Genomic DNA, 26,912 nt, shown 5'->3' on the forward strand with positions numbered 1-26,912 from the left:
CTTCCTGCAAGAACCTCTTGCAATGTGAGGGGGAGTCCGCTATAATGAGCTTGGACCGAGATGGTCACTTATTTCACAAGGAACAGGCGGCAGGGCCCGCTTGAAAGATATGGAGGAAACGCTATGAGAGGTGTACACAGCGCAGTCGACGATATCCGGCGCACCGTATTCAAAGAGGTGGCCAGGTTGGCGCTGGAGGGCGGGGACCCCCGGAAGCTGGACCAGATCCCCCTGAAGATGATCCAGGGCGACGTGGCCCACCACCGCCACGACGTCTTCCTGGAGCGGGCCATCGTCCAGGAACGGGTCCGGCTGGCCATGGGCCTGAACATCCGCTACGCCGGGGAGACCATCCCCGTCAGCGAGGACCTGCGCTCCGCCGAGGAGTCGGAGAAGCACTACCAGAACCCCCTGGTCAACATCATCCCCTTCGCCTGCAACGCCTGCCCGCCCAAGCAGCTGCGCATCACCGACAACTGCCAGGGCTGCATCTCCCACCCCTGCATGAACGTCTGCCCCAAAGACGCCATCTACATGGACAAAGACAAGCACTGCCACATCGACCAGGACAAGTGCATCAAGTGCGGCAAGTGCTATAACCAGTGCCCCTACCGGGCCATCAGCAAGATCGAGCGGCCCTGCGCCGCCGCCTGCGGCATGGACGCCATCGGGTCCGACGAGCTGGGCCGGGCGAAGATCGACTACGACAAGTGCGTCTCCTGCGGCATGTGCCTGGTGAACTGCCCCTTCGGCGCCATCGCCGACAAGAGCCAGATCTATCAGGTCTGCCAGGCCCTGCGCACGGACGAGAAGGTCATCGCCTGCGTGGCCCCCGCCTTCGTGGGCCAGTTCGGCAAGGACGCCACCCCCGCCAAGGTCCACGCCGCCATGAAGGTCCTGGGCTTCTACGACGTGGTGGAGGTCTCCATCGGCGCGGACCTGTGCACCGTGGAGGAGGCTCATGACTTCCTGGAGGAGGTCCCCGCCAAGCAGCCCTGGATGGGCACCAGCTGCTGCCCCGCCTGGAGCGTCATGGCCAAGAAGCTCTATCCCGAGTTCACGGACTACATCTCCATGGCCCTGACCCCCATGGTGATCACCGCCCGGATGGTGAAGAAGGACCATCCCGACGCCAAGGTCGTCTTCATCGGGCCCTGCTCCGCCAAGAAGCTGGAGGCCAACCGGCGGACCATCCGCTCCGACGTGGACTTCGTGCTGACCTTCGAGGAGACCCAGGGCATCTTCGACGCGGCGGACATCGACTTCAGCAAGCTCAAGACCAACCCCGAGGACGAGATGGACGAGGGCACCGGCATGGGCCGGGGCTTCGCCGTGGGCGGGGGCGTGGCCGCCGCCGTGGTGGAGGCCATCAAGCACATCGACCCGGACCGGAAGATCCAGATCGAGTACGGCGACGGCCTGAAGAACTGCCGGAAGATGCTGGCCATGGCCAAGGCGGGCAAGCGGGACGGCTACCTGCTGGAGGGCATGGGCTGTCCCGGCGGCTGCGTGGCCGGCGCGGGCACCATCAGCCCCGTGCGGGACAGCACCATGAACGTGGAGAAGTTCAAGAACGGAGCGCCCTCCATGAGCTGCACCGAGAGCCCCTATCTGGACCAGCTGGAGGACGTGATCAACAAGTACGAGATCGATCATCACGACTGACTTGCTTTCCTCGAGAGCCTCAGAGCCACTTGCGGCAAAGGAAGCAAAAGAGCTTTCGCGCGCTCTGTTCGTCCGGCGCTGGACCGGGCCGGAGCGGCGGCGGCCGAGGCTCCGGGCAGCGGACCAAATTTGACGGGCGGAAGCCCGTCAAATTTTTTGGGCGGAGGCGTAACGAACGCCATGCCTTGGGGATATATGGACAGGAACAGGGGCCCGGCAGGGCGAAGGAAGGTGAGCTCCCATGGAGGACATGCAAAAGGTCTATCAGCAGCACGCCCAGACCGTTTATAAGTTCCTCCTGGCCCAGTGCCGCGACCCGGGGCTGGCCGAGGAGCTGACCCAGGAGGCGTTCTATCAGGCCGTCCGCTCCGTGGACCGCTTCGACGGGAGCTGCAAGGTCTCCGTCTGGCTCTGCCAGATCGCCAAGCACCTGTGGTACCAGCACCTGCGCAAGCGCCGGCGGGAGGCCCCGGTCCCGGCCGAGGAGCTCCCGGAGGCCCCCGGGCCCTCGGCGGAGGAGGGCGTGCTGGAGCGGGAGGGACGAATGGACCTCTTGCGGCTGGTCCACGGCCTCCCCGAGACCCAGAAGGAGGTCGTGTACCTCCGGGCCTTCGGGGGGCTGAGCTTCCGGGAGATCGGGGACGTGTTCGGGAAGACGGAGACCTGGGCCCGGGTGACCTTTTACCGGAGCAAGGAGAGATTACGGAACGGAGGCGGGAGCGATGAAGAATGATCTGACCTGCGGCGTGGTGCGGGATCTGCTGCCCAGCTATGTGGAGGGCCTCCTCGGCGACGAGTCCCGGGAGGCGGTGGACCGGCACCTGGAGGGCTGCCCGGAGTGCCGGGAGCGGGAGGAGACCATGGCCTCTCCGGCGGGGGAGGCAGAGGAGACCGCCAAGGAAGTCAATTACCTCAAGCGGCTGAAGAAGGGGACCTTCAAGAAAATCGCCCTGGCGGTGGTCTGCACGGCGCTGGTGGTAGTGGCGGGCTTCCTGACGAAGGAGTTCGTCATCGGCCGGGCCCCGGACCCGGAGAGCATCAGTATCCAGCTGGCCCAGGTGGACGAGGACAGCAACCTGACCCTGCTGTTGGACACCTACTGGGGGGCCTATGAGCTCCGGGGGCTGAAGGCCGACACGAAGGACAGGATCCTCCGCTACACCGCCCGGGAGGTCCGGGTGAACGTCTTCCAGACCCTGTTTATGCGGGAGAACATCGGCGGCATGACGGGATACTGGAAGCAGATCCCCCTGTCCATTCCTCTGGACGGCCTGGACGAGGTGTGGATCTGCGGGCGGCTGGTGTGGCAGGACGGGGTCATCATCGACCGGGACACTCTGCGGCTGCTGGACGCCAAGACTCCCTACTGCGGGGACGCCCCGGCCCTGGGACGCATCGCGAATATCCTGCAAATCGGAAACCTGGGGGCCTATACCACGGAATTACAGACATCCAGGGAGCCCTACCGCTGGACGCTGAATTTTTCCGAGCAGATGAGCCAGCCGGAAGAGGCGCTGATGACGCGCAACATGTATGTGATTCTGGCCCTGGTGGACAACCTGGGGGAGGTGCGGTATAGGCTGCCGGATATCGAGCATATCCAGGTGGCTCAGTGGAGCCTGGGAGGCGACATGCAAAGGGAACGGACCGGCCGGGGAATCGCTTCCCTTACAGGAAAATACAACGCCGCCAACGGCACGGCTTTGGAGGCGAAGGAGGACATCCGGGATTACACCCAGTCTCCGGCGGAGTTCCAGCAGTTTTTGGATGTTCTGAACTGGTACTTCCGGGAGTACAAGCAGTAACGCCCCCGCACAGGAAAAGGACCGCCCTTCGGGGCGGTCCTTTTTGTAATAATATGTCGACAGTATCCACTCAGTATTCGATTTCCCCCGTATACACCAGCTTCGCGTCCCCGGTCAGGGTGACGCCCTCGTCGGTGTAGTGGACGATGAGCTCCCCGCCCTTCACCCGGACGGTGATGTCCCGGCCCTTCTCGCAAAGGCCGTTGGCCACGGCGGCGACCACCGCCGCGCACGCCCCTGTGCCGCAGGCCATGGTCTCGCCGCTGCCCCGCTCCCAGACCCGCATCTTGATCGTGCTGGGGTTCACCACCCGGATGAACTCCGTGTTGATCCGCTCCGGGAAATAGGGCGCGTGCTCGAACCGGGGGCCGATGAAGTCGATGTCCACGGCGTCCACCCGGTCGCAGAAGACCACGCAGTGGGGGTTGCCCATGTCCACGCAGGTGATGCGGTAGGGCCGTCCGGCGATGCGGACGGGGTAGTCCACCACCTGCTTTTCCGCGATGGTGAACTTCAGCGCCGCGGTGTCCAGCGCGGCTTTCCCCATGTCCACACAGGCGGAGGTCACCTTCCCGCTGGTGGTGTAGAGCGTCACGGACTTCACGCCGCTGGCCGTCTCCACCGTCAGGGACTCCTTGTCCGCGAAGCCGCTGTCATGGAGGTACTTCCCCACGCACCGAAGGGCGTTGCCCGCCATCTTCCCCTCGCTGCCGTCGGCGTTGAACATGCGCATCTTCGCGTCGGCCACGGCGGAGCGCTCCATGAGGATGATGCCGTCGGCCCCCACGCCGTAGTGCCGGTCGCAGAAGGTGACGCAGAGGGACTCCGGACAGGAGATCTGCCCGTCGAAGTTTTCCAGGAAGATGTAGTCGTTGCCGCAGGTCTGCATCTTGGTGAAGCGGAGCGTCTCCCGGTGGGAGCGGAGGTGGCAGATGTCCACCAGCTCCGTGTTGCCCTGGTTGTACCGGGACTCCAGGATGTCCGCCAGGGCCCCGGCGGTATCCAGGCTGGTCAGGCAGGGGATGCCCAGCTGGACGCAGCGGTGGTTCAGGCGGATGAAGTCCCGGATGTACTCCGGCTCCGTGGATCCGGTGAGGATCACGTAGTCGATCTTCCCGTCCTCCAGGAGCTGGAAGACCCGGTTGTCCTGGCCCAGCTTGCCCACGACCTCCACGCTGGTGCCCAGCTGCTCGATCTCGTGGGCGGTGCCGTCGGTGGCGTAGAGCCGGAAGCCCAGCTCGTCCAGCTTCCGGGCGGTGTCCAGGATCTCCGGCTGGTCCCGGCGGTTCACGGAGATGAGGACGCCGTTCTTCTCCTCGCTCTCCACCTTGTACCCGGCGGAGACCAGGCCCTTGAACAGCGCCTCCTGCATGTCCTTGCCCAGGCCCAGGACCTCGCCGGTGGACTTCATCTCCGGGGAGAGGGCCGCGTTGGCGTCGGTGATCTTCTCGAAGGAGAAGACGGGGACCTTGACGGCGACGTAGGGCGGCTGCTTATAGAGCCCGGTGCCGTAGCCCAGGGACCTGAGAGGCCGGCCCACCATGACCCGGGTGGCCAGGTCCACCATGGGCACGCCGGTGACCTTGGAGATATAGGGCACCGTCCGGCTGGCGCGGGGGTTGACCTCGATGACGTACAGCTCGCCCTGGTAGATGAGGTACTGGATGTTGATGAGGCCCTTCGTGCCCAGGGAGAGGGCCAGCTTCTCGGAGCAGTCGATGATGGTCCCCAGCATCCGGTCGCCGATGGAGAAGGGCGGGTAGACGGCGATGGAGTCGCCGGAGTGGACGCCGGTGCGCTCGATGTGCTGCATGACGCCGGGGATCAGCACGTCCGTGCCGTCGGAGATGACGTCGACCTCCAGCTCCTTGCCCATGAGATACTGGTCCACCAGGACGGGGTTCTCCACCTTCCCGGAGAGGATGACCTCCATATAGGTCCGCACGTCCTGGTCGTTGTGGGCGATGACCATGTTCTGCCCGCCGATGACGTAGGAGGGGCGGAGCAGGACGGGATAGCCCAGCTCGTTCGCCGCCGCCAGGGCCTCGTCCATGCCCAGGACGCCCCGGCCCTGGGGGCGCTTGATGTGGAAGCGCTCCAACAGCGCGTCGAACCGCTCCCGGTCCTCCGCCATGTCGATGGACTCGGCGCTGGTGCCCAGGATGGGGATGCCCCGGCTGTCCAGGAACTTGGTCAGCTTGATGGCGGTCTGCCCGCCGAAGGCCACCACCACGCCCACGGGCTTTTCCACATCGATGATGTGCATCACGTCCTCGGGATACAGCGGCTCGAAGTACAGCCGGTCGGCGGTGTCGTAGTCCGTGGAGACGGTCTCCGGGTTGTTGTTCACGATGACCACGTCATAGCCCAGCTCCTTCAGCGTCCAGACGCAGTGGACGGAGGAGTAGTCGAACTCGATGCCCTGCCCGATGCGGATGGGGCCGGAGCCCAGGACCATGATGACGGGCCGGCCGGACCGGGGGAAGGTCCGGGACTCGCAGGAGCGGTCGAAGCTGGAATAGAAGTAGGGGGTCTCCGCGTCGAACTCCGCGCCGCAGGTGTCCACCATCTTGTATACGGCCTTCCGGCTCTCCTCCGGGAGCCTGTCCGCCCCGGAGAGGCGGAGGAGGGTCTCGTCCGGATAGCCCAGGCGCTTGCCGGTGGCGTGATTTTCCGCCGTCAGGCCGTCTTTTTCCAGGGAGGTCTCGAAGTCGGCCATGCCCTTCAGCTTCCAGAGGAACCAGCGGTCGATGCGGGTGATGCCGAAGACCTCGTCCACGGACACGCCGGACTTCAGCGCCTCGAAGACGGTGAAGATCCGGTGGTCGTCCACCCGGCGCAGGCGCTCCCAGATGGGGGCGTCGCCGTCGGGCCTGCGGTCCAGGCAGTCCATGCCGATCTCCGCGCCCCGGACGGCCTTCATCAGGGCCATCTCGAAGGAGGGGGCGATGGACATGACCTCGCCGGTGGCCTTCATCTGGGTGCCCAGGGTCCGGGAGGCGTCGGCGAACTTGTCGAAGGGCCATTTCGGCATCTTGACGACGATGTAGTCCAACGTCGGCTCGAAGCAGGCGCAGGTCTTCCCGGTGATGTCGTTGCGGATCTCGTCCAGGGTGTAGCCCAGGGCGATCTTCGCGGTGATCTTGGCGATGGGATAGCCCGTGGCCTTGGAGGCCAGGGCGGAGGAGCGGGAGACGCGGGGGTTGACCTCGATCACGGCGTACTCGAAGCTGTCCGGATCCAGGGCCAGCTGGACGTTGCACCCGCCCACGATGCCCAGGTGCGTGATGATGTCCAGGGAGGCGGAGCGGAGCATCTGGAACTCCCGGTCCGCCAGGGTCTGGGTGGGGGCCACGACGATGGAGTCGCCGGTGTGGACGCCCACGGGGTCCAGGTTCTCCATGGAGCAGACGGCGATGACGTTGCCCGCGCCGTCCCGCATGGTCTCGAACTCGATCTCCTTCCAGCCGAAGATGGCCTTCTCGATCAGGACCTGGGTGATGGGGGAGGCGTCCAGGCCCGTCTGGGCGATGATCCGGAGCTCCTTCTCGTCCTTGGCCGCGCCGCCGCCCGCGCCGCCCAGGGTGAAGGCGGGACGGACGATGACGGGATAGCCGATGCGCCGGGCGGCCTCCAGGGCGCCCTCCACGGTCTCGGCGATCTCGGAGGCGATGACGGGCTGTCCGATCTGGGCCATGGCCTCCTTGAAAAGCTCCCGGTCCTCGGCCCGGGAGATGGCGGCGGCGTCGGTGCCCAGGAGGCGGACGCCCTGCTCCTGGAGGAAGCCCTCCTTGTCCAGCTGCATGGCCAGGGTCAGGCCGGTCTGTCCCCCCAGGCCCGCCAGGATGGAGTCCGGTTTTTCCTTGCGGATGATGCGCTTCATGGTCTCCACGGTGAGGGGCTCCAGGTAGATCTCGTCGGCCATGGCCTGGTCGGTCATGATGGTGGCGGGGTTGGAGTTGCACAGGACCACGTCCACCCCGGCCTCCTTGAGGACGCGGCAGGCCTGGGCCCCGGCGTAGTCGAACTCGGCGGCCTGGCCGATGACGATGGGGCCGGAGCCGATGACCAGGACCTTTTGGATGCTCTTATCCAGCGGCATTACCGGTCGCCTCCCTTCATCAGATCCACGAAGCGGTCGAAGAGGAACGCGGTGTCGTGGGGGCCGCTCCGGGCCTCGGGGTGGAACTGGACGGTGAAGGCCCGGAGGTCCGGGTAATCCATGCCCTCGCAGGTGCCGTCGTTGGCGTTGGCGAAGGAGACCCGGCCGATCTTCACGGAGCTGCCGTCCACGGCGTAGCCATGGTTCTGGCTGGTGATGTAGGTCCTGGGGCCGTTCAGGTCCCGGACGGGCTGGTTCACGCCCCGGTGGCCGTATTTCAGCTTATAGGTGGACCCGCCCGCCGCCAGGGCGGTGAGCTGATGGCCTAGGCAGATGCCGAAGAGGGGGACCCTGCCCAGGAGCTTTTGGATCTGCTCGATCTGGAAGACGTCCTCCGCCGGGTCGCCGGGGCCGTTGGAGAGCATGACGCCGTCGGGGCGGAGGGACAGCACGTCCTCCGCGGAGGCGGAGGCGGGGAGGACCGTGACCTCACAGCCCCGTCTGCAGAGCTCCTGGATGATGTTGGATTTCGCGCCGTAGTCCAGCAGGGCGACGCGGGAGCGCGGCCCGCCCTCCGCGGGGAAGACGGCGGGCCCCTCCCGGGTGACGGCGTCCACCACGCCGGTGACGGCGTAGCGTTCCAGCGCGGAGAGGTCCCCGGGGACCTCTCCGCAGATCATGGCGTTCATGACGCCGGACTCCCGGATGATCCGGGTGATCTGGCGGGTGTCCACGCCGCAGAGGCCGGGGACGCCCCGCTCCTTCAAAAAGCCGTCCAGCCCGCCGCCGCAGCGGAAGTTGGAGGGGTGGCCGCAGCACTCCCGGACCACGTAGCCCTTGACATGGCAGGCGCCCTCGAAGTCCTCGGGGATGACGCCGTAGTTGCCGATGAGGGGATAGGTCTGCATGACGATCTGCCCGGCGTAGCTGGGGTCGGTCAGGGTCTCTATGTAACCGCACATGCCGGTGGTGAAGACCAGCTCGCCGATGGCCCCGCCGGCGTCCGCGCCGAACCGGAGCCCCTCGAAGACCTGGCCGTCCGCCAGTACCAAATAGCCTTTTTCCATAGACACCTCCAGGGTCCTTTGACGATCCTTATCTCCTTTATTATGATGGGTTTTGCCCTCAGCGTCAATGACGGAATGCCCGGCGGGCGGCGAAGTTTTCTGCGTAAAGGTATTACTTTTTGTTGAAAACGTTCATAGTGGGGCCCCGGCCGGGGCCCCAGGGGCCGCTCAGCCGATGCTGATTGCGCTGACCGGGCACTCGTCCCGGGCGGACTGGGCCGCGTCCAGCGCTCCGTCCGGGATCTCGCCGCCGTGGGCGAAGCCGTCGTCCCCCATGGTGAACACCTCGGGGCAGTTCCCGGCGCAGAGGCCGCAGCTGATGCAGTTCTCGTTCACAGTCGCCTTCATAGCTTCCTCCTTGGATGATAAAGATCGCCCCGTCCCAGAGGAACGGGGCGTACGGCATAGTGTGCCTCTTTTTTTGGTTTTCAATCCCGGGGGCGCGTCATCCTTTCAAAACATCGACGGTCTTGACGCCGTGGCGGCGGAACAGCGCCAGCGCCGCTTCCCCGATCCGCTCCCCGGACACGGCGATGGGCACCGCCGGGGGGCAGCTCACTGTAGGCGCGCCGCAGATCCGGCCCAGGCTCTGCTCCGCCGGGACGGACTCGCAGGGGGCGAGGAGGGCGTCCCGGATGGACAGGACGCGCTCCCCCTTCGCCGGGGGCAGGGCGGGGCGGGGGAGGGGAGGCCCCGGCGCGGCGCGGCCCAGGGCGTCCGCCATGGCCCGCATGGCCCCCCGGTCCGTGGAGCCGGAGGCCATGAGGACCACATGGTCTTCGTCCGCGTGCTCCGGGACCACGCCCTCCGCCCGGAGGAGGCCCGCCAGGGAGGAGCCGCTCCAGCCGGAGGCGGCGGCGTTTATGGTGAGCTTCAAAGGCTCTTCCCCCGTCAGGACCCAGCCCCGGCCGGAGAGCTCCCGCTTCACCGCGTCCAGTGCGCCGGCGGCGGCCCGGATGCGCTCCGGCTCCCCGTCCGCCAGGGCCCGGTTGCAAAGATCCAGGGAGGCCAGTATCAGGTACGACGGGCTGGTGGACCCGAAGAGGGCCAGCGCCGCCCTGGCGCGTCCCCGGAGCGCCGCCGGGGCGGACTTGGCGACGTGCAGGTACGCCCCCCCGGTGAGGACGGGGAGGGTCTTGTGGGCGGAGTCACAGCACAGGTCCGCGCCCAGGTCCAGCGGGTGCCGGGAGGGCTCCAAAAAGCGCAGGTAGGCTCCGTGGGCGTTGTCCACCAGGAGGAGGGTCCCGCGGCGGCGGCAGACCTCCGCCAGGGCGGGGATGCCGGCCATGCCGCCCAGGTAGTCCGGGCTGGTGATGTACACGGCGGCGGGAGGGGCCTCCAGGGCGTCCAGCGCCCGCTCCAGGCCCTCCGCCGTGACGGGACAGGCGCAGAGGGGAGCGCCGTCCTCCTCGGGCCAGAGCCACACGGTCTCGAACCCCAGGAGGGCGGCGGCGTAGACGAAGGCTTTGTGGACGTTCCGGGCGGCGGCGACGACGGGCGGCGTGCCCCGGGGCCGGGCCTGGAGGGCCAGGTACAGCATGGCCCGGATGCACTGGCTGGAGCCCCCGGCGGAGTAGAAGGTCGCCCCGGAGCCGAAGAGGGCGGCGGCGTTCCCCTCGCTCCGGGCGATGATGCCGGACGCCTCGTAGAGGGAGTCGGCCCCCTCGATCTCGGTGATGTCCCACGCCTCGCAGCCCAGGGGGCCGGAGCCCTTGTGCCCCGGCATGTGGAAGCGGCGGGCGCCCTCCCGCCGGTAGGACCGCAGGAAGTCCCAGATGGGCGTGGTCACGCCTCGCCCTCCTCCGCCATAGCGGCCTGGAGCATGATGGCGCACTCGATCCGCTTGCGGAACAGCTCACAGCCCGCCTCGTAGATCCCCCGGATGGACCCGGAGGCGTGATAGGCGTTGGCGGCGCAGCCGCCGGAGCAGTAGAGCTTCGCCCAGCAGTCCGCGCACTCGGGCCGGGCGTAGGCGTTGCAGGAGCGGAACTCCTCCCGGAGGGCGGTGTTCGTGACGCCCTGCCAGACGTCGCCCAGCTTGTACGCCTCCTCGCCCACGAACTGGTGGCAGGGGTAGAGGTCGCCCCAGGGAGTGACGGCCATGTACTCCGTGCCGGAGCCGCAGCCGGAGACCCGCTTGTACACGCACGGTCCGCCGGTGAGGTCCAGCATGTAGTGGTAGAAGGTGATGGGACGGCCCTCTGCCCGGCGCCGCAGCATCTCCTTGGCCAGGAGCTCGTACTGCTCCTTGACGATCTCCAGATCCTCCGGCGTCAGGGCCGCCGGATCCCCGGGGGCGCAGACCACCGGCTCCATGCTCAGCTCGGTGAAGCCCAGGTCCGCCATGTGGAAGAGGTCCTTGGTGAAGTCCGGGTTGCGGTGGGTGAAGGTGCCCCGCATGTAATAGCGCTCGCCGCCCCGGGCCCGGACCAGCTCCTGGAACTTGGGGACGATGCGGTCATAGCTGCCGTTCCCGGCGCGGTCCACCCGGAGCGCGTCGTGGATCTCCTTCCGGCCGTCCAGGCTCAGGACCACGTTGTCCATCTCCCGGCAGGTGAAGTCGATCACGTCCTGGTCGATCAGCATCCCGTTGGTGGTCAGGGTGAAGCGGAAATGCTTGCGGCAGGGGCCCTCCTGGGACCGGGCGTAGGCCACCAGGTCCTTCACCACCTGCCAGTTCATCAGCGGCTCGCCGCCGAAGAAGTCCACCTCCAGGTTCGTCCGGCCCCCCGAGTGGGCGATGAGGAAGTCCAGGGCCTGCCGGCCCACCTCGAAGGACATCAGCGCCCGTTCCCCGCGGTACTTGCCCTGGCTGGCGAAGCAGTAGGCGCAGTCGAGGTTGCAGGTGTGGGCCACGTGGAGGCAGAGGGCCTTCACCACGTCGCCGGAGCGCTCCTTGAAGGTCCCGGCGATCTCGGCGAAGGTGTCGGGGGTGTAGAGCCGGCCGGAGGCTTCCAGCGCCGCCACGTCGGCGAGGCACTCCCGGAGCTCCGCCTCCGTCACGTCGGGGCGGTCCCGGTATCTTTCCAGCAGGAGCCGGACGATCTCGTCCGGGGCGTGGTCCGGGTAGAGGGCGATGACGTCATAGGCCACGTCGTCCACCACGTGGATGCCGCCGGAGCAGGTGTCCAGGACGATGTTATAGCCGTTCAGCTTGTATCGATGTACCATGGGGAGCCTCCTGTATGTTGGGATCGGCGGGCGGAAAAAACGCCGCCCGGAGGGGCGGCGCATGGCGCTGCTTGCTTACTTCTGCTCGCACTTCTGGTTGGCGACGCCGCAGGAAGTCTTGCAGGCGGACTGGCAGGAAGTCTGGCACTCGCCGCAGCCGCCCTTCTTGGCGCTCTCGCAGAGGCTGCGGGTCTCCAAGGTCTTGATCCTCTTCATGATATCTCCTCCTATCGGATCCGAATTTGAAAACGTGCCGTCCCCCGTGGAAAACGGCCTGATGTTTTCGTCAGTTTAGCATAGGGCCGCGGGAAAGTCAAGAGGCTTGCCGCGGTTTGGCGCCCTTCCGGGCACAGAGGGCCCCTCCGGCCAGGATGGCCAGGTCCGCCAGGTCGAAGACATACCGGCGCAGGGGGCCCGGCGCTTTGGGGAACTGGATATAGTCATAGACCGCCCCCCGGCGCAGGCGCTCGCGGAGGTTGCTCAGCCCGCCGCCTAAAACGAGCCCCGCGCCGATCGGGCCCAGCCGGTCCCGGCCGGCCCAGACGGCCCCCAGCGCCGCGGCGGAGGCCAGGGGCAGGATCTCCCGGGGGATGGGCAGGCCGAACGCCGCCCCTTCGTTCCGCAGGGCCCGCAGGCGGACATGCCCGCCGAAGAGCTCCGCCTCCCGGCGGCTGGAGCGGTCCAGGTACCACCGGGCGGCGGCACAGCCGGAACACGTGGTCAGCGCGGTGAGCGCGGTCAGCATGGGTTCATTCCTCCTCTCCCTCTCCCTCCGCCTTCTCCATGGCGGCCCGGAGGGCCCCCCGGCCTCCGCCCAGGCGGTTGTTCCTGGACAGCAGGTCCTGGATCTGGCCCTGGACCTGCTCCACCTCCTCCCGGAAGGCGGAGGCGGACACCCGCAGGGCCCCGTGGCCCAGGATGATGAGCTGCTCCGGGCCGTCGGAGGTGGCGACCTTCACCCGGTGCTCCCGGCCGATCTCATAGGTGGCCCGCTCGATATAGGCGTCCGCCGTCTCCGCCTCCTTGGTGTAGACGACGTGGATGTTGTGATATCTCTCCACGGACCCCTGGCCCCCCTTGACCCTGTAGGCGTCGAAGACGGCGATGACCTCGCACCTGCGGTAGCCTTGATAGTTACACAGCAGGTCGCACAGGGCTTTCCGGGCGGCGTCGAGGTTGTCCTGGGCCATGGCCTTCAGCTCGTCCCAGGCGAAGATGATGTTGTACCCGTCCACCAGCAGGTACTCCGGGCCGGAGGGCCGGCGGCGGACGGGACGGGGCTCCGGCGGGGCGGCCTGGGCGGGGCGGCGGGGCTCCCTGGGCGGGAGGAAGTCCCGCCGCTTCACCGCGCCGTAGGTCCGCTCGAAGATGGCCTGGAGCTCCTTGTCCTGCTCGATGGTCCCGGCGTAGGAGCCGGGGGCGGCGCTCCGCCGGGACGGGACGGGCCCCGGCGGCTCCGGCGCGGGGGCGTCCAGGCGGACGCCGCTGGCCACGTGGGCGTGGGCGTGGACCTGGTCCCACTTCACCGTATACCCCGCCCCGTGGGCGCAGAAGACGGAATCCGGCGTGTTCTCCACGTCCCGCTCCGGGTCGTAGCCGGAGGCTTCGGCCACGCGCTCCGGGTCCGCGCAGGGCCGGAAGCCGGCGGGGCGGAGGCTCAGGCGGCCCTGGCCCCGGGTGTAGGCGGCGACCTCCCGGGCGTAATCCCCCATGGCGGCCACGGGGGCCTCGCCGCTGAGGATGGCCTCCTCCCCCACGGCCTCCGGCGGCTCCGTCTCGCCGCCCATCTGCTGGATGTCGTTCAGCGCCCGGCCCAGCTGGGGGGCGGGGAGCTCCAGGCGGAAGGCGTACCAGGGTTCCAGCAGGATGCTCCGGGCGCTCATGAGCCCCTGGCGGACGGCCCGGTACGTGGCCTGGCGGAAGTCGCCGCCCTCGGTGTGCTTCTCGTGGGCCCGGCCCGCCGTCAGGACGATGCGCATGTCCGTGATGGGGGACCCGGTGAGGACGCCCAGATGGGCCTTCTCCCGCAGGTGGGCCAGGATCAGGCGCTGCCAATGGCCGTCCAGCGCGTCCTCCGGGCAGACCGTGCCGAAGCGCAGGCCGCTCCCCCGCGGCAGGGGCTCCAGGAGCAGGTGGACCTCGGCGTAATGCCGCAGGGGCTCGAAGTGGCCCACGCCCTCCACGGGGGCGGCGATGGTCTCCCGGTAGACCACCTGGCCCGCGCCGAAGGCGGCGCGGATGCCGAAGCGCTCTTCCAGGCGGCGCTGGAGGATCTGGGTCTGGACCTCGCCCATGAGCTGGACGTGGATCGCCCCCGCGGCCCCGTCCCAGACCACGTGGAGCTGGGGGTCCTCCTCTTCCAGGAGCCGCAGGGCCTTGAGGACCGCGGAGGGGTCCGCATCGGCGCTCACCCGGTAGGCCAGCACCGGCTCCAGCGCCGGGACGGTCCAGGCGGTCTCGAAGCCCAGGCCCTGGCCGGGGAGGGTGTGGCTCAGCCCCGTCACGGCCACGACGGTCCCCGCCGGGGCGCGGTCCACCGGGCGGAACTTCGCCCCGGAGTAGACGCGGAGCTGGTCCGCCTTCTCCTCCCAGACCTCCTCCTCCGGCGTGTCCTCCCGGCGGTTGGTGAGCAGGTCCTTCGTGCGGAGCACGCCGCCGGTGACCTTCAAATGGGTGAGCCGCGTCCCCCGGTCGTCCCGGGAGACCTTGAAGACCCGCGCGCCGAACGTCTCCGGATAGGAGCGCAGGGGCGCGTGGCGGCGGATGGCCTCCAGCAGGGCCTCCACGCCCTCCAGCTTCAGCGCGGAGCCGAAGAGGCAGGGGAAGAGCTTCCGGCGGGCGATCAGGTCCGTCAGGTCCGCCTCCGCGATCCCCCCGGCCTCCAGATAGCGCTCCAGCAGGGCCTCGTCACAGACGGCGGCCTCCTCGGCCAGCGCGTCCGGGGGGAGGGAGAAGTCCACGCAGCCGCCGTCCAGGCGGCCCTTCAGCTCGCCCAGCAGGGCTGCCCGGTCCGTCCCCGCCAGATCCATCTTGTTGACGAACACGAACACCGGCACTCCGTACCGCTCCAGCAGCCGCCAGAGGGTCCGGGTGTGGGCCTGGACGCCGTCGCTGCCGCTGACGACCAGGACGGCGCAGTCCAGCACCTGGAGGACCCGCTCCGCCTCGGCGGAGAAGTCCACGTGGCCCGGCGTGTCCAGCAGGGTCAGCTCCAGCCCGTCCAGGGCCAGCTCCGCCTGCTTGGAGAAGATGGTGATGCCCCGTTCCCGCTCCATGGCGTCGGTGTCCAGGAAGGCGTCCCGGTGGTCCACCCGGCCCAGGCGGCGGATGGCCCCGCCATGGTAGAGCAGGGCCTCGGAGAGGGTGGTCTTCCCGGCGTCCACGTGGGCCAGGATGCCCATGACCAGTTTTTTCATGCCGTCGCTCCTGTCAAGAGAGTGTGGCCTGCCGTCAGCAGGACATAGATCACCGGCTGGTGAAGCATATAGAGGAGGAGGGAATGGCGGCCCATGGCCGTGACCAGGGGGATCCGGGGCCCGCAGGGGGGCTCCGGCCGGAGGCGGGAGAGGAAGTGTCCCGCCAGGAAGAGGAAGCACCAGGGCAGGAGGGAGAAATAATCCGTGGAGGAGAACCCCGCCGGGGGGAAACCCAGGTAGGCGGTGAAGAGGTCCCGGTACAGCCCCTCGGGAAGGGCGGCGAGGCGGAGCCCCTCGAAGCCCAGATGGCCCGCGTTCACGTCCCGGGTCAGCAGGAAGAGCAGGGCGCTCCCCGCCAGTCCCGCCCGGGCGGGGATCCGGGACAGGAGGGGCCGGGCCCCGCACAGCAGGATGGACGCGCTCCCCAGCAGGGTCAGCACGCCGAAGAGCACCAAATTTTCCGGCAGGAAGGCCCAGGTGACGGCGGTGATCAGCGCCCCGCAGAGGAAGACCGTCAGCCCCCGGCGGAGCTGATGCCGCCCCAGGGACCAGCAGTAGCCGGAGAGCAGGATGAAGGTCCAGCAGATGCTCTGCTGCCAGACGTGGGCGGCGGCGCTGTGGTACCAGGGCCAGTCGGCGCCGAACAGGTAGACCAGGTCCCAGGCGGCGTGATAGCAGGTCATGCTGAGCAGGGCGAGGCCCCGGATGGTGTCCAGGACCTCATAACGCTGCTTGTCCATGGCGAGGCTCCTTCCCGGCTGCGCCGGCGGTATCGGCGAGGGGGGAGCAGAGCTCCCCCCTCACGGGCCGTCAATAGGCGACGCCCCAATAGATGTCGGTCGTGCACGCTTTGCCGCACACGGGGCAGACGCCCTCGGTGCCGCTCTGCTTCAGGGGCATGCAGCGGGAGGTGACGCCCGCCCGCTCCTTCATGGCCAGCTCGCACTCCGGGGAGCCGCACCACTTGGAGCGCAGGAAGCCGCCCTTCCCCTCGGCGATGGCCTTGGCCTCCTCGGGGGTGGAGATGTCGAAGGTGTTGTCCTCCCGGTTCTTCAGCGCCATGGCGTACATGTTGTCATGGACGGCGTCCAGGAGCTCCCGGACCGCCTCCTCCAGCCCGGCCAGGGGGACGGTGATCTTCTCGCCGGTGTCCCGGCGGGCGACGACGCACTGGTCCTTCTCCATGTCCTTGGGCCCGATCTCCACCCGCAGGGGCACGCCCTTCATCTCATACTCGGCGAACTTCCAGCCCGGGGAGTTGTCGGAATCGTCCATCTTGGAGCGGACGCCGGAGCGCGTGAGGCGGTCCCGCAGGGCGGCGGCGGCGTCCAGGACGCCGGGCTTGTGCGCCGCCACGGGGATGACCACCGCCTGGATGGGGGCCGCGCGGGGGGGCAGGACCAGGCCGTTGTCGTCGCCGTGGGTCATGATGATGCCGCCGATCATCCGGGTGGACACGCCCCAGCTGGTCTGGTGGGGATGGTGGGGCTGGTTGTCCTTCCCGGCGTAGGTGATGTCGAAGGCTTTGGCGAAGCCGTCGCCGAAATAGTGGCTGGTGCCGGCCTGGAGGGCCTTGTGGTCGTGCATCATGCACTCCACGGTGTAAGTCTCCTCCGCGCCCTTGAACTTCTCCTTCTCGGTCTTCCGGCCCCGGAGGACGGGCATGGCCAGGAAGTTCTCCATGAAGTCGGCGTAGATGTTCAGCATCCGCATGGTCTCTTCCCGGGCCTCGGCCTCGTCGGCGTGCATGGTATGGCCCTCCTGCCAGAGGAACTCCCGGTGGCGGAGGAAGGGGCGGGAGGTCTTCTCCCAGCGCAGGACACTGCACCACTGGTTATAGAGCTTGGGCAGGTCCCGCCAGGAGTGGATGATATTGGCATAGTGCTCGCAAAAAAGGGTCTCGGAGGTGGGACGGACGCAGAGGCGGTCCTCCAGCTTTTCGCTGCCGCCCATGGTGATCCAGGCGCACTCGGGGGCGAAGCCCTCCACGTGGTCCTTCTCCTTTTGGAGCAGGGACTCGGGGATCAGCACGGGGAGGTAGACGTTCTCATGGCCGGTCTCCTTGAAGCGCCGGTCCAGCTCGCCCTGGATGTTCTCCCAGATGGCGTAGCCATAAGGGCGGTAGATGAACATGCCCTTGACGGAGGTATAGTCGATGAGCTCGGCTTTCTTGCAGACGTCGGTGTACCACTGGGCGAAGTCCACGTCCCGGGCGGTGATGGCGTCCACTTGTCTCTTATCCATATCCTTCAATTCCTTTCCCATTGAGATGCGGCCGATATGACGCATCTATTTTATCCATCCGGGGCGGGATCGTCAACTGTTTTGGGGCAGATCCCCGGCCCTCATCGCCCCGGCAGGGGGAAGGGGCGGAGGATCACCCGGCCGAAGCAGACCAGCGCCCGCCCGCTGGCGGCGGGGAGCACCACGTCCGCGTCCGCCCGGGCCCGGTTCAGGGAGAAGAGGTACACGATCCCCGCCGGGTCCTTGTGATACTGCTTGCACAGGATGTCGCCGTCCACGCAGAAGATGCCCACGTCCCCCGCCTTCAGCGGGTCCCGGTTCACATACACCACGGAGCCGTCGGCGATGAAGGGGGCCATGGAGTCCCCCTGGATCCGCACGGCGAACTCCGCCGCCGGGGGCACGTCCCCCGTCACCGGGATCAGGTCGAAGTCCTCCCCGAAGGCCGGGGAGGCATAGCCGGCGGCGGCGGGGGTCCGGTAGAGGGGGATCGTCCTGGGCTCCGCCGCCTCGGGACCGGCCTCCGCCTCGTCCCGGCAGGCGCACAGCGCCTCCACCAGGGTCCTCACCGTCTCCCGGCCCAGGGCCGACAGGCCCCGATAGCCCTCCAGCAGGCGCTGCTCCTTCGGGTCCAGCAGGCGCTTGTCGGATTGGAAGCTGTCCTGGAACAGGGTGTTGGGATCGATCTCCAGGGAGTCGAAGAGCCGGAGCATGATCTCCTCTTTCGGGAAGCTGACCCCCGTCTCATAATTCCCCACAGCGGAGGGCGAGACCCCCAGCAGGGCCGCCAGCTCCGGCCTGGTCATGTCCAGTTCCCCGCGGCGTGCCCGTATCCGTTCACCGAACGACATAGACGTGCCCTCCTTGCGCGTTTTCCCCATCTTATCAGTTCCCTGAGGTCCTGTCAATCTATTTTTCCAAGTTTCTTGTAAATACCCTCTTGACAACATCGAACAAATGTGCTATTTTAAATCTGCCGCCAAGATTCTTGTGACTTCGGCCCTGCCTCCCGGACCGCCCCATCCGAGAGGCGTGCCTCCGCCTCCCCGCAAAAAGCCGCCGGCAGAGGCCCCGTCTCTCGTCCCCCGTCCCCCGTCCCCCGTAAAAAGATCAACTGCGGACCCAACGCAGTGGCCCGCAGTTGAAAGCGAAGAGATCCCCCGTCCGGCGGAGCTTCCCGCCCTTCGGGCGGGGAGCGCAGCGGTAAGGGAGATCTCTGAGCTGGTGGGGGAAGGTGGATTCGAACCACCGAAGTCAGTGACAACAGATTTACAGTCTGCCCCATTTGACCGCTCTGGAATTCCCCCATATTCAAATCGTGGTGTTGGAAAAGAAGGTGGAGCTGGTGGACGGACTCGAACCCCCGGCCTGCTGATTACAAATCAGCTGCTCTACCAACTGAGCTACACCAGCAGTTCCAACAGCAGTGTTTATTCTAGCAGACGCACCCCCTTTTGTCAACAAAAATTTTTCCTGTTTTTCAGTTTTTTAAAGGAGTGGAGAGCCGATGATCATGACGGGACGACGCCCTGTGGGACAGGTCCTGCGCTGCACGCTGTGCGGCCGGGAGATCGTACGGGGCGAGGAATATTGGGCCTGCAACGGCCATCTGGCCTGCCGGGGATGCCTCCCGGAATTGGCCCGGCGGGAGCTGGCCCCCTGCCGCGAGGTCTTTGGGAAGGAGGGACGGCCATGACCTTGCTGGAGATGTCCGCCTCTTACCGGGACAGCGCCGCCGCCATCCACGGACGGATCGTGGAGCTGCGGATCCTGGAGCGGGCCCAGGAGGACCCGGAGGAGTCCTCCCGCCTCCGCCGCCGGATCGACGAGCTGACCCCGCTGTGGCGGGAGGCCCGGGAACTGGCGGCCCTGACCGCCCATTACTATGACAGGAGCTATCATAAGCATGAAAAATATGCGCTATGAAGGGACCTTCGACACCCGCGCCAGCGAGTGGATCGGGGACCTGACCGTCTGGAAGCGGCAGAACGCCGCGGACAACAGCGAGCGGCTGGCCCGGCTGCGCCGGAGCCTCCGCCAGGCCCGCGAACAGGAGCTGACCCCCCGCCAGCGGCAGATGCTGGCCCTCTACTACGACCAGGGGATGAACATCCCCCAGATCGCGCAGGAGCTGGGGGTGAACCGCTCCACCGTTTCCCGCACCCTTCGCCGGGCCAGGGACCGGCTGTACCGGTGCCTCCGGTACGCTTTGTAGGTTTTGAACGGGAAAGCCGGGGATCCCCCCGCGGATCCGGCGATCCTGCCCGCGTTTCCCTCTTGCGGTTTCCGCCGGGAGCCAGTATAATCATGACTAGCATCCCATAAAACTGGAATGGACGCCGCCCGGAGGAGATCCCGGGACAGGACGCGGAGGGTCGGTATGAATGATGTGATGTATAATTCCCTGCACAACCGCTGGCTGCGGCTGCTGGCCGCCGTGGCGGGCGAGTTCGTCATCGCCCTGGCGATGAACCTCTTCATCGTGCCGCTGGGCCTGTACTCCGGCGGCTTGATGGGCCTGTGCCAGCTGATCCGGACCCTGCTCCAGACGGGGCTGGGCCTGGACTTCGGCAGCACGGACATCGCCGGCATCCTCTATTTCGCCAGCAACGTGCCCATCCTGCTTTTGGCGTATAAGACCCTGGGGAAGGAGATGACCTTCAAGACCATCGCCTGCACGGTGGCCTTCTCCCTGTTTTACAGCGTCATCCCCATCCCGCAGGTCCCCATCGTGGAGGACTACCTCACCTCCGTCCTGCTGGGCGGCATCATCGTGGGCGTGGCCAGCGGCATCGTGCTGACCTGCGGCGGCAGCGGCGGCGGGCTGGACATCGTGGGCCTGTGCCTCAGCAAGCGGGGCAGCCGGTTCACCGTGGGCCGGTTCTCCCTGACGTTCAACTTCTTCCTCTACGCGGCCTGCCTGATCCTGTTCGTGCCGGAGGTGGCGATCTACTCCGTCATCTATAACTTCTTCTCCGCCATGGTGCTGGACCGGATGCACCAGCAGAACGTGAACGTCCAGGCCATGATCTTCACCAAGGAGGACGAGAAAGCGCTGGGCCGCTTCATCATCGAGAAGCTGGGGCGCAGCGTCACCTATTGGGAGGGCACCGGCGCTTACAGCGGCAAGGGGCTCCACGTGCTGGTGGTGTGCCTGTCCAAGTTCGAGATCGAAGAGCTGCTCCGCACGGTGCATGAGATGGACCCCCACGCCTTCACCACGGTGCAGGAGCGGGTCCGGGTCTATGGCAATTTCGTCCGGAAACTGGAGTGACCGCGGCACAGCGGCACAGTAGCAGGGAAGCGGGGGGGGGGGGGGGGGGCCGACGTTCGTCGGCCGCTTCCTTACTGTTGAAAGACGCGGGGGCTCAAACGATAGGGAGGTGTGCGCGGGGGGGCCGGGGAAAGATCCCGGGCCCCCGGCGTCAGCCGAGGGTGGAGCGGGCGGGGCCGCTCTCGGCGATCTCCCGGACCCACAGGGTCCCGCCCTCCACGGTGAAGCGGACCTCCATCCCGGCGAAGCCGAAGCCGTAGACCCGGCTGGGGTCCTCCTGATACCGGGGCCGGGGATCCAGGGCCAGCACGGCCCGGAGGGCCTCCCGCCGCCGGGGCGGGACCTTCTCCAGCAGGTCCGGCGGGAACTCCACCGCCAGCGTCTGGGCGGCGGGGGCGGAGGCGAAGCCCCCCACGGCCTCCGGGCGGCAGTCGGCGTAGGGGAGATAGGGCTTGATATCCAAGATCGGCGTGCCGTCCATCAGGTCCGCGCCCCGGACGCGGAGGACCGTGCCGTGTCCTCCCGTCTCCTCGATGCCCGCCAGAGTGACGGCGGACAGGGCGATGGGGTTGGGCCGGAAGGGGGAGCGGGTGGCGAAGACCCCCAGGCGGGCGTTCCCTCCCAGCCGGGGCGGGCGGACCGTGGGGGACCACCCGTCCCGGAGGGCCTGGTCGAAGGCCCAGATCAGCCACAGGTGGGAAAAGCCCTCCAGCCCCCGGAGGGCGGCGGGGTCCCGGTACTCCGGCTCGAAGACCACCAGGGCCTCCAGCGCCTCCACCAAGCCGCTCTGGCGGGGGACGCCGAACTTGGTGGCGAAGTCGCTGTGGATCCGGGCGATGGTCTCCATGGTGAACGCTTGCGGCATAGGCGGGCCTCCTTTCCCTTTGCGGCCCATTATACAGGAAGGGCCGGGAAAAGGGAAGCCCCGTTATGTAGTCCAGGCCGCCAAAGGGCCATAGGGCCCTCCGGCGGCCCGGAGACGATCAGAGGCCCCGCGTGACGTCGTCCACCGTGTCCTCCACGGCGCGGCCGGCGTCGTCCAGGGCGTCCCTGGCGTCGTCCACCAGGCCGTCGTCGGGCATGACGCCGCTGTTGTTGTCATAGCCGTCGGTCCCGGTCTGGCCGTTGTCCCCGGAGATCCCGTCGTCCCCGGTGATGGAGTCGCCCCCCATGATGGCGTCCCCGTTATCGGAGCCGTTGGTCCCGGTCTGGCCGCCGGTGCCGTAGTCCCCGGTGTCGGAGCCGTCGGTCCCGGTCTGGCCGGTGGGATCCTGACTGCCGGTGTCGTCGCCGTCGTCCCGGCCGTCGCCGCCGCAGGCGGTGAGGCTGAAGGCCAGGAGCAGGGATACCAGCAGGAACATCAGAGTATTTTTCACGTGATACTCCTCCTTAGGATAGATGAGGGCCCAGCCCCGCCGGTCCGGCCGGGGCCGGGCCGCCCTCCCCGTCAAAGGAGCCCAAAGGGGATCGTCCGCCTTTGGACTGTTTTGACGGCGCGCGGAGCGGCCGTGCCGCCTCGCGTATCTGCGATACCCGAGTGGTATTGTCCCCCGGCCGCGCCGGATGAACCATGGGATTTCCAGGGGATGGAGGCTTTTTTAGGAACGAGACATGAAGCGCGGCCGGGGACCATAAGTATGGGAGGAGGGCGCCGCGGGAGGACCGCGGCCCGGGGGAGCGCGGGAGGACGGGGCGTCTCTGGAGGCCCACAAAAATTCGGCGAAATGACGTATATTTTCGCTTGAAACTGGTGTAAACTAACAAAAAGAATTTTACTGCCGGGGAAATTTTTTTAAAATGTTTGTGCAATTATCCATTGACTGGAGGCGAAAAAGCGGTTATGATGATAAAGTGATAGTTCGTGGGCAATACATCGCGATCTGATCTGATATAAAAAGGAGAGCTGCAACATGTATACGCAGGAAATCACTGTCAACAATGAAGTTGGTTTGCACGCCCGCCCCGCCACGTTCTTCATCCAGAAAGCCAACGAGTTCAAAAGCGGCATTTGGGTCGAGAAGGAGGACCGCCGCGTCAACGCCAAGAGCTTGTTGGGCGTTTTGTCCCTGGGCATCGTGAAGGGTACCCCCATCACCCTGATCGCGGACGGCAGCGATGAGAAAGAGGCGGTCACCGCGCTGGTGGATCTGGTGAAAGACAACTTCGGAGAGTAATGAACCGTCCCCGTGCTGCCCGTCAGCGCGGGGTGTTCTTTTTTTCGCGGTTTTTCGAGAGGAGGCAGACGGCATGACCAGGGACGAACTGAAAGAGAAGGCGAACGATCTCCCCCTGGCCCCCGGCGTCTATCTCATGATGGACAGGACCGGGAAGGTCATCTACGTGGGCAAGGCCAAGAAGCTGAAGAACCGGGTCAGCCAGTATTTCCAGGACAGCGCCTCCCACACGGCGAAGACCCGGCAGATGGTGTCCCAGGTGGACCGCTTCGACACCATCTTCGTCACCAGCGAGTTCGAGGCCCTGGTGCTGGAGAACTCCCTCATCAAGCGGCACATGCCCCGCTACAACATCCTGCTCAAGGACGACAAGGGCTATCCCTTCGTCCGGCTCTCCCGGGAGACCTATCCCCGGTTCTCCATGGTCCACAAGTGGGCCAACGACGGGGCGCGGTACTTCGGGCCCTTCGGCGGGCGCTTCGAGACCCGGCAGGCCCTGGACGCGGTGTGCGCCGCGCTGCGCCTGCCCACGTGCAGCCGCCGGTTCCCCAGGGACATCGGGGCGGAGCGGCCCTGCCTGAATTTCCATATGGGACGGTGCGACGGGTTCTGCCGCCCGGAGATGACGGCGGAGGAGTATCAGCGCCGCATCCGGCAGGCGTGCCAGATGCTGGAGGGGAAGGCGAAGGAGCTCCTGCGGGACATGACCGGGGAGATGGAGGCGGAGGCGGAGGCCCTGCGCTTCGAGCAGGCGGCGGCCCTCCGGGACCGGATCGGCGCCATCAGCGCCCTGAGCAAGAAGCAGACCGTGATCGCCGGGCTCTGCGCCGACACGGACATCTGGGGGCTGTACCGGGGGGCGGGCAAGTGCTGTTACGCCATCCTGCACATGGAGGAGGGCAATCTGGCGGGCCGGGAGACGGAACTGTTCGCCGCCCCCATGGAGGAGGGCGAGGCGGAGATGCTGTCCGCCCTGACGGCCCAGTATTACCTGCCCCGGGCGATCTTGCCCCATGAGATCCTGCTCCCCTTCGAGACGGAGGGGTACTGCGGGGAGCTCTCCCAGGTGCTGACGAAGCGGGCGGGGCACAAGGTCTGGGTCCACGTCCCCCAGCGGGGGGAGAAGGAAGAGCTGCGCCGCCTGGCCCAGCGGAACGCCGCCGAGGAGGCCGAGCGGGCCACCTCGGCGGAGGAGCGGGTGGCCCACACCCTGGAGCTGCTGGCGAAGATGCTGGAGCTGCCGGAGCCGCCCAAGCGGCTGGAGTCCTTCGACATCTCCAACACCGGGGGGAGCGACATCGTGGCTTCCATGGTGGTCTACAGCGGGACGCGGCCTTTGAAGAGCGCGTACCGGCGGTTCCGGATCAAGGAGCTGGCGGGCCGGCCGGACGACTATGCCTCCATGCGGGAGGTCCTGCGGCGGAGGCTCCAGAGGGCGGCGGACGGCGATGAGAAGTTCTTGCCCCTGCCGGACGTGTTCTTGATCGACGGCGGCGTGACCCACGCCCAGACGGCCCTGGGCGTCGCCCGGGAGTTCGGGGTGGGCGTGCCCATCTTCGGCATGGTCAAGGACGACCGGCACCGGACCCGGGCCCTGGTGGCCCCGGACGGGCGGGAGGTCGGGATCGTGAACGAGCAGGCGGTCTTCTCGCTGATCGGGCAGATCCAGGAGGAGACCCACCGCTTCGCCATCACCTACCACCATGAGAGCCACGCCAAGAGCGCGATGCGCTCCGCGCTGGACGGCATCCCCGGCGTGGGGCCGAAGCGGAAGGAGGAGCTGCGGAAGCGGTTCGGGACCATCAAGGCCATCCGGGAGGCGGACGTGGAGACGCTGGCGGCGGCGGTGCCGCGGAGCGCCGCGGAGGCGGTGTGGAGGCATTTCCACCCGGCGGCGGATGAAAAGGGGAAGGAGGCTGACCGATGATCGGTCAGCCTCCTTTTATTAGGTCATATCCGTCTGTTTGGCGCCGGTCACTTGGCGGCCTTGGCGGCGCGGATGGCCTCGGTGAGGAGGGGAGTGACCTTGAAGAGGTCGCCGCAGATGCCGTAGTCGGCGATCTCGAAGATGGGGGCCGTGTCGTTCTTGTTCACGGCGATGATGCACTCGGAGTCCTGCATACCGGCCTTGTGCTGGATCGCGCCGGAGATGCCCAGGGCCACGTACACCTTCGGATGCACCGTCTTGCCCGTCTGGCCCACCTGATGGTCGGCGCTCAGCCAGCCGCTGTCGATGGTCGCACGGCTCCCGCCGACCACGCCGCCCAGCTCTGCCGCCAGCTCCTCCGCCAGCTTGATGCCGCCCTCGACATCCTTGCTGATGCCGCGGCCCACGGACACGATGAAGTCCGCCCCGATCAGGTCCACCAGCTTCTTCGCCGCCTTCACCACTTCCGTGACCTCGGTCTTGATGTCCCCGTCGGTCAGCGTGAACGCGGGCTTCTCGATGACGCAGGCGTCCGCCTTGGCCTGGTCGAACGCGTTCTTCTTCATCACGCCCGGGCGCACCGTCGCCATGCAGGGCCGGAACCGCGGGCAGATGATCGTCGCCATCAGGTGCCCGCCGAAGGCCGGACGGGTCATCTTCAGGTTCCGGTCCTCCATGTCCCACTTCTGCCCGTCCACGTCCAGCGTGGAGGCCTCCCGCAGGAACTGGATGTAGTTCGCCACGTCGATGTCCAGGTGGGTGCAGTCCGCGCAGAGGCCGGTGTGCAGCCGGGCCGCGCACCGCGGCGCCAGGTCCCGGCCGATGTTCGTCGCACCGATCAGGAACGCCTCGGGCTTCAGCTCCTCGATCACGTCGCAGATGACCTTCGCGTAAGCGTCCGTGTTATAGACGGCCAGCTTCGGGTCCTCGCAGACGTACACCTTGTCCGCGCCGTAGCCGCCCAGCTCCTTCGCCGCCGCCTCGATGCCCTCGCCGCCCAGCAGCAGCCCGCACAGGTCCACGCCCAGCTCGTTCGCCAGGTCCCGGCCCTTGCTGATCAGCTCGAAGTCCGTGGGCATCAGCTTGCCCTCGCGCTGCTCGCAGAACACCCAAACGTCCTTGAAGGCAGCGATATCCGCACTGTTGAAATTAGACATATCTATGTACTCCCTTCTCAGATGATGTGTTTGCTGACCAGGATGCCGGCCAGCTTCTCGCAGGTCTCCTTGCCGTCGCCCTCCAGCATCATGCCGGCGCCCTTCTGGGGAGGCGTGAAGCTCTTGAAGATGTTGGTCGGGGAGCCCTTCAGGCCGATGGTGCTGGGATCGATGAGCCTGTGGTCCTTCAGCTTGTCATAATCGAAGGTGTCCAGGGGCTTGCTGTAGGTGGCATAGATGCCGCCGATGGACATGTAGCGGGGATCGTTCAGCTCCTTGATGCAGGTCAGCAGGCAGGGGGTCTGGACCTTGATGGTCATATAGCCGTCCTCCAGCATCCGCTTGACGGTGATGTTCTCCCCGTCCTTGTGGATGTCGGCGGCGTAGGTGACCTGGGGCAGGCCCAGCTTCTCGGCGATCTGGGGGCCCACCTGGGCGGTGTCGCCGTCGATGGCCTGACGGCCGCACATGACCACGTCGTCCTTCTCCACGCCGATGGTGTCGATGGCGGCGGCGAGGATCTGGGAGGTGGCGTAGGTGTCGGAACCGCCGAACTCCCGGGCGGAGACCAGCACGCCCTCGTCCGCGCCCATGGCCATCAGCTCCCGCAGCATGGCGGCCGCCGGGGGCGGGCCCATGGTGACGACGATGACCTTGCAGCCGGTCTCGTCCTTCAGCTTCAGGGCGGCCTCGACGGCGTTCATGTCGTCGGGGTTCGTGATGGTCTGCATGGAAGCCCGGTTCAGGGTGCCGTCGGGGTTGACGGCCACCTTGCCGGAGGTATCCGGGACCTGCTTGACACAAACGATGATCTTCATGATAGTTCCTTCCTCCTCTTACAGACCCATGTTGGCAGAGATGACGATGCGCTGGACCTCGCTGGTGCCCTCGTAGATCTCGGTGATCTTGG

At 67.0% G+C, this 26,912-nt stretch carries 24 protein-coding genes and 2 tRNA genes; 9 read left to right on the forward strand and 17 right to left on the reverse strand.

Translation table 11 applies throughout. The annotated features are described in order from the left end of the window. Nucleotides 1-123 precede the first annotated feature (123 nt). From QZ332_RS06490 to QZ332_RS06500, 3 genes are all read left to right on the forward strand, one after another. A complete protein-coding gene (locus QZ332_RS06490; RefSeq protein ID WP_295763839.1) occupies nucleotides 124-1,665 on the forward strand; it encodes a 4Fe-4S dicluster domain-containing protein in 1,542 nt (513 codons plus the stop codon). Nucleotides 1,666-1,906: 241 nt separating this feature from the next. After that, nucleotides 1,907-2,398, forward strand: coding sequence for an RNA polymerase sigma factor (locus QZ332_RS06495; RefSeq protein ID WP_295763842.1), 492 nt, complete (start codon nucleotides 1,907-1,909; stop codon nucleotides 2,396-2,398). Further along, nucleotides 2,388-3,470, forward strand: coding sequence for a DUF4825 domain-containing protein (locus QZ332_RS06500; RefSeq protein ID WP_295763844.1), 1,083 nt, complete (start codon nucleotides 2,388-2,390; stop codon nucleotides 3,468-3,470). The genes QZ332_RS06495 and QZ332_RS06500 overlap by 11 nt, the downstream gene beginning before the upstream one ends. A 70-nt stretch (nucleotides 3,471-3,540) precedes the next feature. On the opposite strand, the gene carB is transcribed toward QZ332_RS06500, so the two are convergent. The 13 genes from carB to QZ332_RS06565 all read right to left on the reverse strand — a co-directional run bounded on the left by carB (nucleotide 3,541) and on the right by QZ332_RS06565 (nucleotide 18,883). Further along, nucleotides 3,541-7,572, reverse strand: coding sequence for a carbamoyl-phosphate synthase large subunit (carB, locus tag QZ332_RS06505; protein ID WP_295763847.1), 4,032 nt, complete (start codon nucleotides 7,570-7,572; stop codon nucleotides 3,541-3,543). Then, nucleotides 7,572-8,639 carry a carbamoyl phosphate synthase small subunit gene (locus tag QZ332_RS06510; RefSeq protein WP_295763851.1) on the reverse strand — a complete coding sequence of 356 codons (1,068 nt, stop codon included), beginning with the start codon at nucleotides 8,637-8,639 and terminating at the stop codon, nucleotides 7,572-7,574. Before QZ332_RS06510 ends, carB begins: the two co-directional genes overlap by 1 nt. A gap of 168 nt (nucleotides 8,640-8,807) precedes the next feature. Beyond that, nucleotides 8,808-8,987, reverse strand: a complete 180-nt coding sequence (locus tag QZ332_RS06515) for a ferredoxin (protein ID WP_295763854.1) — start codon at nucleotides 8,985-8,987, stop codon at nucleotides 8,808-8,810. A 97-nt stretch (nucleotides 8,988-9,084) separates the two neighbouring features. Next, a complete protein-coding gene (locus QZ332_RS06520; protein WP_295763856.1) occupies nucleotides 9,085-10,428 on the reverse strand; it encodes an amino acid decarboxylase in 1,344 nt (447 codons plus the stop codon). Beyond that, nucleotides 10,425-11,810 carry a thioether cross-link-forming SCIFF peptide maturase gene (gene scfB, locus QZ332_RS06525; RefSeq protein ID WP_295763859.1) on the reverse strand — a complete coding sequence of 462 codons (1,386 nt, stop codon included), beginning with the start codon at nucleotides 11,808-11,810 and terminating at the stop codon, nucleotides 10,425-10,427. The genes QZ332_RS06520 and scfB overlap by 4 nt, the downstream gene beginning before the upstream one ends. 75 nt (nucleotides 11,811-11,885) lie before the next feature. After that, a complete protein-coding gene (gene scfA, locus QZ332_RS06530; RefSeq protein ID WP_204791920.1) occupies nucleotides 11,886-12,026 on the reverse strand; it encodes a six-cysteine ranthipeptide SCIFF in 141 nt (46 codons plus the stop codon). 97 nt (nucleotides 12,027-12,123) lie between these two features. Next, nucleotides 12,124-12,555, reverse strand: a complete 432-nt coding sequence (locus tag QZ332_RS06535) for a signal peptidase II (RefSeq protein ID WP_295763862.1) — start codon at nucleotides 12,553-12,555, stop codon at nucleotides 12,124-12,126. A 4-nt stretch (nucleotides 12,556-12,559) separates the two neighbouring features. Next, nucleotides 12,560-15,226 (reverse strand): translation factor GTPase family protein, encoded by a 2,667-nt coding sequence (locus QZ332_RS06540; protein ID WP_295763865.1) that lies wholly within the window; start codon nucleotides 15,224-15,226, stop codon nucleotides 12,560-12,562. Beyond that, nucleotides 15,223-15,966, reverse strand: coding sequence for a heparan-alpha-glucosaminide N-acetyltransferase (locus QZ332_RS06545; RefSeq protein WP_295763867.1), 744 nt, complete (start codon nucleotides 15,964-15,966; stop codon nucleotides 15,223-15,225). Before QZ332_RS06545 ends, QZ332_RS06540 begins: the two co-directional genes overlap by 4 nt. A gap of 70 nt (nucleotides 15,967-16,036) precedes the next feature. Next, nucleotides 16,037-17,470 (reverse strand): proline--tRNA ligase, encoded by a 1,434-nt coding sequence (proS, locus tag QZ332_RS06550; RefSeq protein ID WP_295763868.1) that lies wholly within the window; start codon nucleotides 17,468-17,470, stop codon nucleotides 16,037-16,039. Nucleotides 17,471-17,571: 101 nt separating this feature from the next. Further along, complete coding sequence (locus QZ332_RS06555) at nucleotides 17,572-18,321, reverse strand: LexA family transcriptional regulator (RefSeq protein WP_295763871.1); 750 nt, start codon at nucleotides 18,319-18,321, stop codon at nucleotides 17,572-17,574. A gap of 371 nt (nucleotides 18,322-18,692) precedes the next feature. Beyond that, nucleotides 18,693-18,777: transfer RNA gene (locus QZ332_RS06560), tRNA-Tyr, on the reverse strand. A 30-nt stretch (nucleotides 18,778-18,807) separates the two neighbouring features. Further along, nucleotides 18,808-18,883: transfer RNA gene (locus QZ332_RS06565), tRNA-Thr, on the reverse strand. A 100-nt stretch (nucleotides 18,884-18,983) separates the two neighbouring features. Between QZ332_RS06565 and QZ332_RS06570 the strand changes: the two genes are divergently transcribed. The 4 genes from QZ332_RS06570 (at nucleotide 18,984) to QZ332_RS06585 (ending at nucleotide 20,744) form a co-directional block, all read left to right on the forward strand. Further along, nucleotides 18,984-19,166 (forward strand): hypothetical protein, encoded by a 183-nt coding sequence (locus QZ332_RS06570; protein ID WP_295763874.1) that lies wholly within the window; start codon nucleotides 18,984-18,986, stop codon nucleotides 19,164-19,166. Next, nucleotides 19,163-19,396, forward strand: a complete 234-nt coding sequence (locus tag QZ332_RS06575; RefSeq protein ID WP_295763877.1) for a hypothetical protein — start codon at nucleotides 19,163-19,165, stop codon at nucleotides 19,394-19,396. The genes QZ332_RS06570 and QZ332_RS06575 overlap by 4 nt, the downstream gene beginning before the upstream one ends. Then, nucleotides 19,377-19,685, forward strand: a complete 309-nt coding sequence (locus QZ332_RS06580; RefSeq protein ID WP_295763880.1) for a sigma-70 family RNA polymerase sigma factor — start codon at nucleotides 19,377-19,379, stop codon at nucleotides 19,683-19,685. Before QZ332_RS06575 ends, QZ332_RS06580 begins: the two co-directional genes overlap by 20 nt. A 165-nt stretch (nucleotides 19,686-19,850) precedes the next feature. Continuing rightward, nucleotides 19,851-20,744: a YitT family protein gene (locus tag QZ332_RS06585; RefSeq protein WP_295763883.1), complete on the forward strand. Its 894-nt coding sequence runs from the start codon at nucleotides 19,851-19,853 to the stop codon at nucleotides 20,742-20,744. Nucleotides 20,745-20,895: 151 nt separating this feature from the next. On the opposite strand, the gene tsaA is transcribed toward QZ332_RS06585, so the two are convergent. Continuing rightward, nucleotides 20,896-21,609, reverse strand: a complete 714-nt coding sequence (tsaA, locus tag QZ332_RS06590) for a tRNA (N6-threonylcarbamoyladenosine(37)-N6)-methyltransferase TrmO (protein WP_295763886.1) — start codon at nucleotides 21,607-21,609, stop codon at nucleotides 20,896-20,898. A 118-nt stretch (nucleotides 21,610-21,727) separates the two neighbouring features. After that, on the reverse strand, nucleotides 21,728-22,120 hold the full coding sequence (locus tag QZ332_RS06595) for a hypothetical protein (RefSeq protein ID WP_295763888.1): 393 nt from the start codon (nucleotides 22,118-22,120) through the stop codon (nucleotides 21,728-21,730). Nucleotides 22,121-22,654: 534 nt separating this feature from the next. On the opposite strand from QZ332_RS06595, the gene QZ332_RS06600 reads away from it, so the two are divergent. Next, a complete protein-coding gene (locus QZ332_RS06600; RefSeq protein ID WP_295735727.1) occupies nucleotides 22,655-22,918 on the forward strand; it encodes an HPr family phosphocarrier protein in 264 nt (87 codons plus the stop codon). Between the two features lie 73 nt (nucleotides 22,919-22,991). Next, nucleotides 22,992-24,845: an excinuclease ABC subunit UvrC gene (gene uvrC / locus QZ332_RS06605; RefSeq protein ID WP_295763890.1), complete on the forward strand. Its 1,854-nt coding sequence runs from the start codon at nucleotides 22,992-22,994 to the stop codon at nucleotides 24,843-24,845. Between the two features lie 47 nt (nucleotides 24,846-24,892). Here the strand turns inward: uvrC and acrA are convergent, their stop codons facing one another. Together acrA and acrB are read right to left on the reverse strand one after the other, a co-directional pair. Continuing rightward, nucleotides 24,893-26,002: an acryloyl-CoA reductase electron transfer subunit beta gene (acrA, locus tag QZ332_RS06610; protein WP_295763893.1), complete on the reverse strand. Its 1,110-nt coding sequence runs from the start codon at nucleotides 26,000-26,002 to the stop codon at nucleotides 24,893-24,895. A gap of 17 nt (nucleotides 26,003-26,019) precedes the next feature. Further along, nucleotides 26,020-26,820, reverse strand: a complete 801-nt coding sequence (gene acrB / locus QZ332_RS06615; protein WP_295763896.1) for an acryloyl-CoA reductase electron transfer subunit gamma — start codon at nucleotides 26,818-26,820, stop codon at nucleotides 26,020-26,022. Between the last annotated feature and the right edge of the window lie 92 nt (nucleotides 26,821-26,912).

Source organism: uncultured Oscillibacter sp. (assembly GCF_910584465.1).
In the GTDB taxonomy this organism is placed as follows: domain Bacteria; phylum Bacillota; class Clostridia; order Oscillospirales; family Oscillospiraceae; genus Oscillibacter.

Excerpts from the sequence above, each read along its gene's own strand:
- QZ332_RS06490 (WP_295763839.1), top strand. The coding sequence starts at position 124 with ATGAGAGGTGTACACAGCGCAGTCGACGATATCCGGCGCACCGTATTC.
- QZ332_RS06495 (WP_295763842.1), top strand. The coding sequence starts at position 1,907 with ATGGAGGACATGCAAAAGGTCTATCAGCAGCACGCCCAGACCGTTTAT.
- QZ332_RS06500 (WP_295763844.1), top strand. The coding sequence starts at position 2,388 with ATGAAGAATGATCTGACCTGCGGCGTGGTGCGGGATCTGCTGCCCAGC.
- carB (WP_295763847.1), bottom strand. The coding sequence starts at position 7,572 with ATGCCGCTGGATAAGAGCATCCAAAAGGTCCTGGTCATCGGCTCCGGC.
- QZ332_RS06510 (WP_295763851.1), bottom strand. The coding sequence starts at position 8,639 with ATGGAAAAAGGCTATTTGGTACTGGCGGACGGCCAGGTCTTCGAGGGG.
- QZ332_RS06515 (WP_295763854.1), bottom strand. The coding sequence starts at position 8,987 with ATGAAGGCGACTGTGAACGAGAACTGCATCAGCTGCGGCCTCTGCGCC.
- scfB (WP_295763859.1), bottom strand. The coding sequence starts at position 11,810 with ATGGTACATCGATACAAGCTGAACGGCTATAACATCGTCCTGGACACC.
- scfA (WP_204791920.1), bottom strand. The coding sequence starts at position 12,026 with ATGAAGAGGATCAAGACCTTGGAGACCCGCAGCCTCTGCGAGAGCGCC.
- QZ332_RS06535 (WP_295763862.1), bottom strand. The coding sequence starts at position 12,555 with ATGCTGACCGCGCTCACCGCGCTGACCACGTGTTCCGGCTGTGCCGCC.
- QZ332_RS06540 (WP_295763865.1), bottom strand. The coding sequence starts at position 15,226 with ATGAAAAAACTGGTCATGGGCATCCTGGCCCACGTGGACGCCGGGAAG.
- QZ332_RS06545 (WP_295763867.1), bottom strand. The coding sequence starts at position 15,966 with ATGGACAAGCAGCGTTATGAGGTCCTGGACACCATCCGGGGCCTCGCC.
- proS (WP_295763868.1), bottom strand. The coding sequence starts at position 17,470 with ATGGATAAGAGACAAGTGGACGCCATCACCGCCCGGGACGTGGACTTC.
- QZ332_RS06555 (WP_295763871.1), bottom strand. The coding sequence starts at position 18,321 with ATGTCGTTCGGTGAACGGATACGGGCACGCCGCGGGGAACTGGACATG.
- QZ332_RS06570 (WP_295763874.1), top strand. The coding sequence starts at position 18,984 with ATGACGGGACGACGCCCTGTGGGACAGGTCCTGCGCTGCACGCTGTGC.
- QZ332_RS06575 (WP_295763877.1), top strand. The coding sequence starts at position 19,163 with ATGACCTTGCTGGAGATGTCCGCCTCTTACCGGGACAGCGCCGCCGCC.
- QZ332_RS06580 (WP_295763880.1), top strand. The coding sequence starts at position 19,377 with ATGAAAAATATGCGCTATGAAGGGACCTTCGACACCCGCGCCAGCGAG.
- QZ332_RS06585 (WP_295763883.1), top strand. The coding sequence starts at position 19,851 with ATGAATGATGTGATGTATAATTCCCTGCACAACCGCTGGCTGCGGCTG.
- tsaA (WP_295763886.1), bottom strand. The coding sequence starts at position 21,609 with ATGCCGCAAGCGTTCACCATGGAGACCATCGCCCGGATCCACAGCGAC.
- QZ332_RS06600 (WP_295735727.1), top strand. The coding sequence starts at position 22,655 with ATGTATACGCAGGAAATCACTGTCAACAATGAAGTTGGTTTGCACGCC.
- uvrC (WP_295763890.1), top strand. The coding sequence starts at position 22,992 with ATGACCAGGGACGAACTGAAAGAGAAGGCGAACGATCTCCCCCTGGCC.
- acrA (WP_295763893.1), bottom strand. The coding sequence starts at position 26,002 with ATGTCTAATTTCAACAGTGCGGATATCGCTGCCTTCAAGGACGTTTGG.
- acrB (WP_295763896.1), bottom strand. The coding sequence starts at position 26,820 with ATGAAGATCATCGTTTGTGTCAAGCAGGTCCCGGATACCTCCGGCAAG.